At 64.8% G+C, this 11,240-nt stretch carries 9 protein-coding genes; 3 read left to right on the top strand and 6 right to left on the bottom strand.

Annotated elements, in window-relative coordinates; translation table 11 throughout:
* Positions 1–51 precede the first annotated feature (51 nt).
* The 3 genes from B0G83_RS05925 to B0G83_RS05915 all read right to left on the bottom strand — a co-directional run bounded on the left by B0G83_RS05925 (position 52) and on the right by B0G83_RS05915 (position 5,699).
* Positions 52–2,316, bottom strand: a complete 2,265-nt coding sequence (locus tag B0G83_RS05925; RefSeq protein ID WP_105506433.1) for an ATP-dependent DNA helicase — start codon at positions 2,314–2,316, stop codon at positions 52–54.
* The gene (locus B0G83_RS05920; protein ID WP_105506432.1) at positions 2,313–4,208 is read right to left on the bottom strand and encodes a VRR-NUC domain-containing protein; all 1,896 of its coding nucleotides are present in this window, start codon (positions 4,206–4,208) and stop codon (positions 2,313–2,315) included. Before B0G83_RS05920 ends, B0G83_RS05925 begins: the two co-directional genes overlap by 4 nt.
* Positions 4,209–4,280: 72 nt before the next feature.
* Positions 4,281–5,699 (bottom strand): cytochrome P450, encoded by a 1,419-nt coding sequence (locus B0G83_RS05915; protein WP_105506610.1) that lies wholly within the window; start codon positions 5,697–5,699, stop codon positions 4,281–4,283.
* A 134-nt stretch (positions 5,700–5,833) separates the two neighbouring features.
* On the opposite strand from B0G83_RS05915, the gene B0G83_RS05910 reads away from it, so the two are divergent.
* From B0G83_RS05910 to B0G83_RS05900, 3 genes are all read left to right on the top strand, one after another.
* Positions 5,834–6,772, top strand: a complete 939-nt coding sequence (locus B0G83_RS05910) for a helix-turn-helix domain-containing protein (protein WP_105506431.1) — start codon at positions 5,834–5,836, stop codon at positions 6,770–6,772.
* Between the two features lie 94 nt (positions 6,773–6,866).
* On the top strand, positions 6,867–8,054 hold the full coding sequence (locus B0G83_RS05905) for an SGNH/GDSL hydrolase family protein (RefSeq protein WP_105506430.1): 1,188 nt from the start codon (positions 6,867–6,869) through the stop codon (positions 8,052–8,054).
* A 63-nt stretch (positions 8,055–8,117) separates the two neighbouring features.
* A complete protein-coding gene (locus B0G83_RS05900; protein ID WP_105506429.1) occupies positions 8,118–8,501 on the top strand; it encodes a hypothetical protein in 384 nt (127 codons plus the stop codon).
* A gap of 18 nt (positions 8,502–8,519) precedes the next feature.
* Here the strand turns inward: B0G83_RS05900 and B0G83_RS05895 are convergent, their stop codons facing one another.
* Genes B0G83_RS05895 through B0G83_RS05885 form a run of 3 tightly spaced genes read right to left on the bottom strand, consistent with a single transcriptional unit; the run spans position 8,520 to position 11,225 of the window.
* Entirely contained in the window at positions 8,520–9,107 is a 588-nt protein-coding gene (locus B0G83_RS05895; RefSeq protein WP_105506428.1) for an LUD domain-containing protein, read from the bottom strand.
* Positions 9,094–10,485, bottom strand: a complete 1,392-nt coding sequence (locus B0G83_RS05890) for a lactate utilization protein B (protein WP_105506427.1) — start codon at positions 10,483–10,485, stop codon at positions 9,094–9,096. The genes B0G83_RS05895 and B0G83_RS05890 overlap by 14 nt, the downstream gene beginning before the upstream one ends.
* Entirely contained in the window at positions 10,482–11,225 is a 744-nt protein-coding gene (locus B0G83_RS05885) for a (Fe-S)-binding protein (RefSeq protein ID WP_105506426.1), read from the bottom strand. Before B0G83_RS05885 ends, B0G83_RS05890 begins: the two co-directional genes overlap by 4 nt.
* Positions 11,226–11,240 lie beyond the last annotated feature (15 nt).

Below are 11,240 nucleotides of genomic sequence, written 5' to 3'. Positions count from 1 at the left end.
TCGGCTTCGGGACACGTTTGCGCGGTACATCGGGTGTTGTCGCGTGTGGGCTCAATCCACCTGCCACCAGCGCGGCAGTAAGCGCCGCACCTCCGCGCGCCGGTAGCGGTCGTCGATCAGATGCACCACACCCCGGTCCTGCTCCGTGCGGATCACGCGCCCCGCCGCCTGCACCACCTTCTGCAAACCCGGATACAGATACATGTAGTCGTAGCCGCTGCCGAACTTCGCGTCCATCGTGCGGCGCATCTGCTCGTTGACGTCGTTGATTTGCGGCAGCCCGAGCGTCGCGATAAACGCGCCGATCAACTGCTGACCGACCAGATCGACGCCTTCCGAAAACGCCCCGCCCAGCACCGCGAAGCCGACGCCCTGACGATGCGTACGAAAGCGCGCGAGAAACGCGTCGCGCGCGGCTTCGTCCATGCCGGGTTCCTGCGCCCAGACCGGCACGTCGGGATGCCGTTCGCGCATCAATTCGACCACGCGTTGCAGATAGTCGAAGCTGCTCAAAAAGCCCAGATAATTACCCGGCTGCGCTGCATACTGCCGCGCGATCAGATCGACGATCGGCATCAGCGAACGCTCGCGGTCGCGCCAGCGCGTCGACACGTTGCCGGCCACGCGCACCTGCAATTGCTCGGCGCGAAACGGTCCCTCGACATCGAGCCATGAGGTCGACGTAGGCAAGCCCAGCGTGTCGCGATAGAAGTGATATGGATTCAGCGTGCCGGAGAACATGACCGTAGTGCGCGCGGCGGCGTAACGCTGCGCAAGAAACGGCGCCGGAATCACGTTGCGCACACACAGCGTGGCGGAGGTCTTATCGCGCGGCGCGAAACGGTCGGCGCTGATCGTGATGTCGAAAATGGAATGCTCGCCGAACTGCTCGGCCAGCGCGACGAAATGCATGGCGTCGAAGAAAAACCGCAGCGCCGCTTCGTCGATGGAAAGCGGCGCGTCTGCGAGTTGATCGGTCACTTCGCCAATCAGCTTTTGGGCAGCGAACAGTAGTTTGCTGGGCACTTCACCGTAGACCTGATACATCTCGCCCTGCGCGCGCTTGAGTGCGTTCCACTCGCGCTGCAAGCGCTCCAGCGGCTTGCGCAATGCGGCCGGCGCGGTTTTGCGCGCGAGCCGCAACGCCGCCTGATCGAGCGACGCGGTGTACATGCGCCGCGCCCGGTCGAGCAGATTGTGCGCCTCGTCCACCAGCACGCCCACGCGCCACTGGTTGATCTGCGTGAGCGCGTACAGCATTGCGCTGCTGTCGTAGTAGTAGTTGTAATCGCCCACCACCACGTCGGCCCAGCGCGCCAGCTCCTGCGCCAGATAGTACGGACAGACCTCGTGCGCGAGCGCGACTTCGCGCACCGACGCGCGATCGAGCTTCGGCCCGGCCAGCGCCGCACCGCGCGCCGCGTCGAGCCGGTCGTAGAAGCCGAGCGCGAGCGGGCACGACTCGCCGTTGCAGGCTTTGTCGGGATGCTCGCAGGCTTTGTCGCGCGCGACCAGTTCGAGGGTTCTCAAAGGCAACGCCGAGGCACTGCGGTGAAGCGTGTCGATGGCATCGAGCGCGAGCGCGCGGCCCGGCGTCTTCGCGGTGAGGAAAAAGATGCGCTCGATCTGATCCTCCGCGCACGCTTTCAGCAGCGGGAAAATCGTCGCAAGCGTCTTGCCGATACCGGTGGGCGCTTGCGCCATCAAAGGCTTACCGTCGCGTGCCGCGCGATAGACCGACACGGCCAGCTCGCGCTGCCCGCTGCGAAACTGTCCGTGCGGAAACCGCAGCGCGCCGAGCGCGGCATTGCGCGCGGCGCGATGCGCCTCTTCCTGCACGGCCCAATCGAGAAAGCGCTCGCATTGTTCGACGAAGAAAATCTCCAGGTCGCGCGCGGTGTGGTACTCCTCCAGCAGCGTCTCTTTCTGCGTGCCAATGTCGAAGTACACCAGCGCCACCGTTAGCGCGGCCAACCCGCGCGCACGGCACAGCAGATGCCCATATACCAGCGCCTGCGCCCAATGCAGCGTGCGGTGATTGTCGGGCATGCGCGAGAGGTCGCCGCGATACGTCTTGATCTCTTCGAGGCGGTTCTTGAAGGGATAGAACCCGTCGGCGCGGCCGCGCACGGTCAGGCCGCGATGCGTGCCGGTGAGCGTGATTTCGGTTTCGTAACCGCTTGCGCGGCGGCCGGCCACCGCGACGTGGCCCGCCATGCCTTCCAGCGAGGTCGGCGCGGGCGTGAAACGTAGATCGAGATCGCCGCGCTTGGCGGTGAATTCGCACATGGCCCGCACGGCGACGACGTAGGTCATGTGGGGGACTCGGTGGCGCGACGGCTGGGGGTAGTTGCGGTGGGCTTTGCGCGGGCATGCGGTGCGACCGGGCTAGTGGTGTCGGTTTCCGCCTGGATCGTGCCTTGCGCCGCGATCTCTTCGACAGCATTCGCGTCAGTATCGGCGGCGACGCCATCCTCAGCCTCTGCCCAGCGCACGTCGACCACGCGCACCGGCATACCGTGCTCCACGCAGTACGCGAGCCAGCGAATCTGGTTGTCCTGCAAACGATCGCCCGGCCCTTTCACTTCGATCAACTCGTAGCGACGTTCGGCCGGCCAGAAACGGATCAGATCCGGCAACCCTGAGCGATTGCTACGAATATCGCGCAATAGCCGTTCGAACCACAGCTTCAAATGGGCGGCGGGCAGACAGTCGAGTGCGAGCGCAACCAGTTCCGGGCTCAGCAGTCCCCAGAACACGAATGGCGATTGCAAACCCGCCTTGCTCTGCCAGTGCCGAAGAATCGTGTCGCGATAAGCGCCGCTATCGAGTTGCGCGAGACACGCCGCGAATTGCCCGGCGCGACGCGCCTGAAAATCCGGCGCGTGCAGATCGGCCGGACCGCGCTGGAACGGGTGAAAAAACGCGCCCGGCAACGCGGCGAATACCGGTTCCCAGCACAGCAGGCCGAACAGCGAATTAATCAGCGCATTCTCGACGTAATGCACCGGTGCGCTTTCGCAAGTGAGATGGTCGCGCGTGACGTATTCGACCGGCATTGGATCTTCAGGCCTAGGCAGCACCAGCGTGCCGCGTGCCACCGGACGCGCCGCCGCCACGCGCACCATCGGCTCGCCGAGCTTGCGCCGCAGACGCGGCATCATTCGCGCGACACGCTGCGCTTCTTCTTCGCTTTCCGGCGCGGTGCAGGCCTCGCCAGCCAGCGCGAACGCTTCGGCGAAACGCTCGCTGCGTTCCAGCACGCGCACACGCCGATGACGCGCGCCGGGCCATGCGCAATCCGCGTAAACGGTGAGCGCGGCGGCCCAGTTTTGCCGGCGCTCGCAATGCTGCCCAATCCGGAACAGCAATTTCGCGCGACGCGTTTCGAGCCACGCGTTCGAGATGGCAATCTCGCGGACGGCAACAACCAGCATGTCGATTGCCGCCGGCTCCGCATCGCCGCCAGGCAGCCAATCCAGCGCTTCGCGGCACGCGTGCAGCGCGAGATAGACCTCGACGTCGGCCCGCTGCTGGAACGCGCGCGACGACGGCGCGAACGGCACCTTTTCATACTGGAACACGCCGAGATCGGCCAGCACGAACTCCGACCAGGCCTGCTGCAAATTGCCGAAGAACATTAGCCGCAGACGCTCGCAGAGCGGCGCGACCGCGACGTGGAGAACACGATCCGACGTGGTGCGGTGCCACGCGGAAAGGGGCCGTTCGGGCCAGTTTGCCGCCGTACCTTCGCAGTCGCCGCGGCCCTCACCGTCATAAAACGGCCGCAGCGTTTCCAGCAGATCGGCTTTGCGCAATGCCTTCGCGCCGGGAATCAGCGCAATGGTCTCCGCGAAAATCTCCAGCAACTCGGGCCGCGTGGTCAGCGCGAACAGATTTTCAAGCGTCAGCCCGGGTTCGGTATCGATCCACCCGAGCGCCGTCATCGGCTCGGCGGCGAGCAACGGACAGCCGATCTCGTGGTAAGTGAGCCGGCTCGCGCGGAACAGCGTGCCCTGGCGCATCAGCATGCGCACCAGCAGCGCCCGCGACGCCTGCGGCAACGCCGCGAACGCGCGCAAAAACGCCTGTTCCTCGCCGTCGAGCAGGTCGTCATAGCGCTCGGCCAGCCAGGCCAGCGCACGCTCGAAGTTCAGCAAATAGTAAGGGACGTCAGACCGCAGATCTGACCGGGCGACGGTTGCCAAGGTGCTTTCACGATACCTGTATGTTTATACAGTAATCATAGCAAAATCCAGGGCGGTACCCCTACCTTCGTGTCAGCGGGCAATTGGCTCGAGCCGTAAGCGCAGCGGCGCTTCGGGCCTGAGCGACACGTTCAGCACCGGGCGCGGCGCCGTCATCCCCGCCGGCACGCCCAGCGCGAAGCGTTGCAACAGCATCGCCGCAATCAGCGTCAGCTCGGTCATGGCCAGATGCTGGCCGAGGCACACGCGCGGCCCGGCGCCGAACGGCATATAAGCGCCGCGCGGCAACTTCGGCGCGTCCGGCGAGAAGCGCTCGGGGCGAAACACCTGCGGCTCGGGAAACCAGCGCGGGTCATGATGCATCAACTGCACCGGCACCATGAACATCGTGCGGGCGGGCAATTGCCAGCCGCCCAAGGTGATCGGCTGCGTCGACCGGCGGCTGCTGAGCACCGGCACGCTCGGGTAAAGCCGCAGCGTTTCCTGCAGCGTCTGCGTCAGATACGGCAAAGACGTCAACGTATCCGCGTCGGGTTCCGCGCCTTGCAGCACGCGCTGGACTTCAGCGCGCGCGGCTGCCTGCGCCGTCGGATTGGCGGCCATGCACCATGCCCACCAGGTCAGCGTCGCGGCGCTCGTGTCATGGCCCGCGAGGAAGGTCGTCATGCATTCGTCGTGGACGGCTTGCAGCGGCCAGGCCGCCGGATCGGACAGATGCAGCGTCAGCAGACGCGACAGCAGATCGTCCGGCCACGCGTTGCGCGCGAGGCGCAATCTCGTTTGCAGATGACGGTCGATCAAACCGTCCAGCATTGCCTGCGCCCGCCGCGTGGCGCGCTTCCACGGCACCCAGCGCGGCGAGCTCATCGGCCAGTAGAGGCCCTCATAGGTCGACACGATCAGCGTATGCGCGGCTTGCTCGGCCAGCCGCGCATCGCTGCCGATCTCGCTCGAGAACATCATCCGCAGGATCACGTCCATGGCCAGCGACGTGATCGCGCTCTCGATCGGCCACGCGTCGTCGTTGCGCGGCCAAAGCGCGAACGCCGCGCCGGCCGCTGCGACCATGGTCGGCACGAACGCCTGCACCGATGCCCGCGAAAAACCCGGCTGCAACGTGTGCCGCTTGTCTTTCCACGCACCGCCCTCGGCGATCAGCACGCTGTGTCCATGCACTTCGGCGAAGACGCGCATGCCACGCTCCCAGCGGATCAGCGCGTCGTGGCGATTGACCAGCAACTCACGCACGAGCCGCGGATCGCTGACGACAAGCTGATGCTCCGGCCAGATCCGCAGATAAACGACGTCACCGAACGCTTGCTGCCACTCGGCTACCGTGGCCAGCAGATCACGCGACATGCGTCGCAACGCGCCCCAGCCGGTCATGCCGACGGCCGGCCCCGGCGGCCAGACGCCGGGAGCGTGAAGGACTGAAAGCGGAGGCGGCTCATCCGCGTGGAAGGGACACTGGGAGGGAGGTGAGGTCGTCATGTCGGGCATTGTTGGCGAGTGCGCCGCGCTCGTCTTGAACGCAAACGACATCGTGCGACAACCGGCATTGACGTTCCGTCGTGACGCGCGACGATGGCTGACAGGTGCACCGGTTTTACTTAAACTCTGCCGCCATGACACTTGACCTGCTTCCGCGCCAGGCCGCCTGTCCCGATCCGTTCGCGCGCGCCGCACGACTCTCCCGTCACGGCGACACCGTGCATGGGCGGATTCATCTTGCGCCCGCCGTGTTGCAGGGTGCGATCGTCGCGGTGATCACTCGCGACACGCGCGGCCTGGCACTGAACGACGTGCAGCGTCTGACGCATTTTCCGGCGTCGCCGCTGGTGAGTCTGTCGGCGTTTCAGCACATGCATGGCGGACTCGTGGACCGCACCGCCAAAGGGCCGCACTGGCTGCCGTTCGGCGCGCCTGTGATGCTGTCGGGCAGCCAGTCCCAACCGACCGTCAGCTGGTCGCCTACGGCAGGCCGCGGCTGCATGATCTGCTTCACCGCCGACACCGCACGCGCGCTGTTCGGGCTCGATCCGGTCGCCGTGCAGGACCGCTTCGTGCCCGCGCAAGCGGTGCTCGGCGAGGTCTGGCAACCGCTGCTGCAAGCGCTGCTCGACGCCCCCGACGACGCGGCCACGCTCGCGGCTTTACAGCAGCATCTGGCCACGCGCTGGCAAGCGTTGCAGGGGCGCGCGTCGGCCACGCCGTCGTTGCGGCAGATCGGCCGTCATTGGGTCGAGCGTCTCGGTCTGCAGGCGCACGAGTGGCGTAATACGCACAGCGCGCGCCAAGTCGAACGGCGGATCAAGGCGCATAGCGGACGATCGCTGCGTGAATGGCAAATGCTCGTTAAAACCGAAGGCGTATTCTTCAACGCGCGGGACCGCTACGATGCGGGCGAAGCCGTCGATTGGGCGGCACTGGCGTTCGACGAAGGCTTTGCCGATCAGGCGCATTTGAGCCGTACGGCCAAACGCATCACCGGATTTTCGCCGGGCGAATTCGTGCAGCGTTTTGCCGAAGATGAATCGTTCTGGTTGTACCGGCTGTGGGTTTGAGACGAGCGCATCGAGGCATCGCGCCGGTTGGCTCGCGTTTGCACAGCCCGCCCGCCATACCCACACTATGAATTGATATCCGTACGAAACCGACATGACAAACGGCCCGCATCACTGGATCACCACACCGATCACTCAAGCCATCCTGCACGGCGCGCTTGAACTGGAAACGACCGCGCGCGGCGTGCGTCCACATCGCCTGCCTGCCCGGGCGCGTGCGCAATGCAACGACCCTCAGCTGGCGATGGTGGAGTCGCAACCCTCCGGCGTGCGCCTCGTATTTCGCACCACGTCGAGCGCGATCGAACTCGACGTACTGCCCACGCGCTACCTTTACGCCGGTGTTCCGCCTCGACCGTCGGGCGTGTACGACCTGGTGGTCGATGGCCAACTCGTTCAGCAAGCCCGCGCAACGGGCGGCGACGTCGTGACGATCGACATGGGCACCGGCGCGGTATCGAAGCAGTCGAGCGAGCCGGGTACGCTGCGCTTCAGCGGCTTGTCGAGCCACGAAAAAACCGTCGAAATCTGGCTGCCGCACAACGAGACTGCCGAACTGGTCGCGCTACGCACCCATGCTCGTCTCGAACCGGGCCGTGCTGAAAGTCGCAAGGTTTGGCTGCACCACGGCAGTTCGATCAGCCAGGGCTCCAACGCGCCCAGTCCGACCACGATCTGGCCGGCACTGGCCGCCTCGATCGGTCAGGTGGAGCTGATTAACCTCGGCTTCGGCGGCAGCGCGTTGCTCGATCCGTTCACCGCTCGAACGCTGCGCGACACGCCGGCGGATCTGATCAGCGTCAAACTCGGCATCAACCTGTGCAACACGGATCTGATGCGCGCGCGAGCTTTTACGCCGGCAGTGCACGGTTTTCTCGACACCATCCGCGAAGGTCATCCGGCCACGCCGCTGGTCGTGATCTCGCCGTTGTATTGTCCGATTCACGAGGACACTCCGGGCCCCGGCGCCTTCGATCCCGACGCGCTGGCGGCCGGGAAAATATCGTTCAAGGCCACCGGCGACGCCGCCGAACGCAAGACGGGCAAGCTGACACTCCGCTTCATTCGCGACGAGTTGCAGCGTATCGTGACGCAGCGTGCGGGCGACGATCCGCATCTGCATTACGTGGACGGTCTAACGCTGTACGGCGAAACGGATTTCGCCGAACTGCCGTTGCCCGATCAGCTTCACCCGGATGGGCCGGCGCATGGCCGGATCGGTGAGCGCTTCGGCCGGCTCGCGTTCGGCCATGGCGGACCATTCGGCGCCGCACGCGACTAAGCCTCGACATCGCGACACCGCGACATCGAACGCACTCGACGACTCAACAGGGAACGCACCGCCATGCCCTCTTCCGTTCGCAACTCGCTGGTCTGGATTTTCGATGCCTTCGAGCGCGATCCGACCTACATCACCAAGCGGATGTTCGGCAGCGACGCCGCGTATCTCGACGGCCTGCTGTGTCTGATCGCCGCCGATCGCACCCGGCCGTGGAATGGCCTGCTGATCTGCACGTCACATGAGCGCCATGCGGCGTTGATCGAAGAATTTCCGGCGTTGCAACCCCACCCTGTACTGGGGAAATGGCTCTATATCCCGCAGGACGACCCGGCATTCGAAGCCGTCGCCGACAGCATGACCGCGTTGGTGCTCGCCCGCGACCCGCGAATCGGCGTCGAGCCGAAACCGCGTCGCGGCAGAAAGAAGTCCACCTTGCCCGATGCCTGACCCCGCGCGCGGCGCGTGCTATCGCGCCGCCGCCCACACCACCGTTAGCGAGCGCACCCCTTGCGCGCCGCGAATCAGCACGCCTTCGATATCCGCCGTTGCCGACGGTCCGGTGACGAGCGCCGCATACCGCGCGTCGCGGAAATCGTCGCGCCGGTAGACGTCCTGCAAACCGTCCACCATCTCAACCGGGTCGAGCAAGACGATCAGGTGCTGCACGAGGTAGCCCAGCGCGTTAACCACATACTCGCGCTCGCTGAACCACACCGAGCCGGTTTCGGCGACACCGAAACGCGCCCGCACCACGCCGACATCGATATCCTGCAGCGAGGCCGGTTCGGTCTGCGCCGTCAGCACACGCGTGCCCGCGACCTCCGGTGTCGCCGACGCCACCGATGCCGTATCGCCGAAGCGCTCGCGGATCAGCGCGCTCACGTCGGCGGCGGAGGCAACCTCGACGCAGGTGCCGCCCATCGCCAGCAACGCAGCCGTAAAACGCGCACGTAAATCTCCCCCCACCGCGTCGAACAACGGCACGTCGGGCCGTGGCCGCTCTGCGGGTTGCGCCTGGCGTACCTTCTCCAGAAACGCCTCACGCGTTGCCATCTTTACCTCCACGATTCTTCTTGTACCAGGCGTGGAAGGTCAGTTTCGGCGCCTCCGGCAACGCCCGTTGCTTGCCCCAGATATTCAGCGGGTTGTACAACACGAAATTCGGCAGCCCACGCAACGCGCTGCCCATCGACGACACCGTCGCGCGATACAAGGTCGGACTCGCGAGCAACCGCCCCGCCATTTTTAGCACTTCCTGCTTCACGAACGGCACTTCGTGATGCTCGGCGATCACCGTGCGCCACTTGTAGATCTGCTCGTGAATATTGATCTTCACCGGGCACACGTTCGTGCAACTGCCGTTCAACGTCGACGCGAACGGCAACGCGCTATAGCGCTTCAGATCGTAGGTGGGATTGATGATGGCGCCGATCGGCCCCGAGTACGTGCCGCCGTACGAGAGCCCGCCGCTGCGCCGGTACACCGGACAGGTGTTCATGCAGGCGCCGCAGCGAATGCACTTGAGCGAGTACCAGAAGTCTTCCATCGCGAGCCGTTCGGAACGGCCGTGATCGACGAGGATGAAATGCATCTCCGTGCCCGGACGCGGCGCGCGAAAATGCGACGTGTACTGCGTGATCGGCGAACCCAACGCGCTACGCGATAGCATGCGGATAAACACGCCGAGATCGGCCACTGTCGGAATCAGCTTTTCGATCCCGATCGAGGCGATATGCAGCGGCGGCACGTTCGCCGACAGATCCGCATTGCCTTCGTTCGTACACACCACCACGGTACCGGTTTCCGCCACCGCGAAATTACAACCGGTCATGCCGGCCGTTTTTTCGCGCACGAAGTACGGCCGCGTGTTCATCCGCTGGCTTTCCGCGAGATAGTGAATATCGCTGTTCTTCGGATCGGTGCCGATCGTGCGACCGAACAGTTCGGCGACGTCGGCGCGCAGCTTGTGGACCGCCGGCACCACCATATGACTCGGGTCCTGGTGATCGAGTTGCTGGATGCGTTCGCCCAGGTCTGTCTCCATCACCGTAATGCCGCGCGGCTCCAGATACTCGCGCATCTTGCATTCGTCGGTGAGCATCGACTTGCTTTTCACCAGCGTGGTCATGCCGCGTTCGGACATGATCTGGTGCACCAGCGCGTTGTGCTCTTCCGCGGTCGCGGCCCAATGTACGACCACGCCGTTCGCCTCGGCCGCCGCGGCGAACTGCTCGAGGTAGTCCGACAGATGCGACAACGTGTGTTCCTTGATGCCCGACGCCAACTCGCGCATCGTCTCCCATTCGGCGATGCCGTGCGCCTGCGCGTCGCGCTTCTCGCGCAAATCCCACAGCCGCTTGTCGTGAAACGCCACATGCTCGGTCTTCTTGATGAAAGCGCCGGCGGCTTTCGCGTGATCGATACGGCTCATGTGCGCGCTCCATTGAGCACCTGCGCGATGTGGATGAAGCGCGCTTCGGCCTTCATGCGCTCCGCGCAGCCTTGCTGATGCATCAGACACGACATGTCGCCCGAAACGATGTATTCGGCGCCCGCCTGCAGATGATCGCGAACCTTGTCCTGCCCCATACGCACCGACACCGGCTCTTCGGTCACCGAAAACGTGCCGCCGAAGCCGCAGCATTCGTCGGGCCGCGCCGGTTTGACGAACTCGATGCCCTTCACGCCTTCCAGCAAGGTGCGCGGCTTCGAGAACGGCGTGGCCGAGACTTCGGATATGGAGGCTTCCTTCAGATGCCGCAACGCGCTGCAGCTATTGTGCAGACCCACGCGATGCGGAAATTCGGCCCACGGAAATTCGCGCGCGCCGACCACGTCGTGCAGAAACTCGACGAGTTCATACGCGTTGGCGCGAACCCGTTTGACTTCGTCGGTCTGTTCCAGCGCGGTCAGATGTTCGCGCACGTGGTGGATGCAACTCGCCGACGGCCCGACGATGTAATCGTAATCCGCGAAATTGCGCGCGAACACGCGCTCGGCGCCGGCCGCCTCGGCATGCGCGCCGCTGTTGGCCATGGGCTGCCCGCAGCAGGTCTGCTCCTGCGGATAGTCGACCTCAATGCCGAAGCGTTCAAGCAATTCGAGCGTGGCAATGCCCACTTCGGGATAGAACGCGTCGATAAAGCACGGGATAAACAGGGCGACTTTCATAAGCTTTTTGAAAAG

Source organism: Paraburkholderia sp. BL21I4N1 (assembly GCF_002973525.1).
In the GTDB taxonomy this organism is placed as follows: domain Bacteria; phylum Pseudomonadota; class Gammaproteobacteria; order Burkholderiales; family Burkholderiaceae; genus Paraburkholderia.
This window is presented reverse-complemented; position numbering and strand designations above follow the sequence as displayed.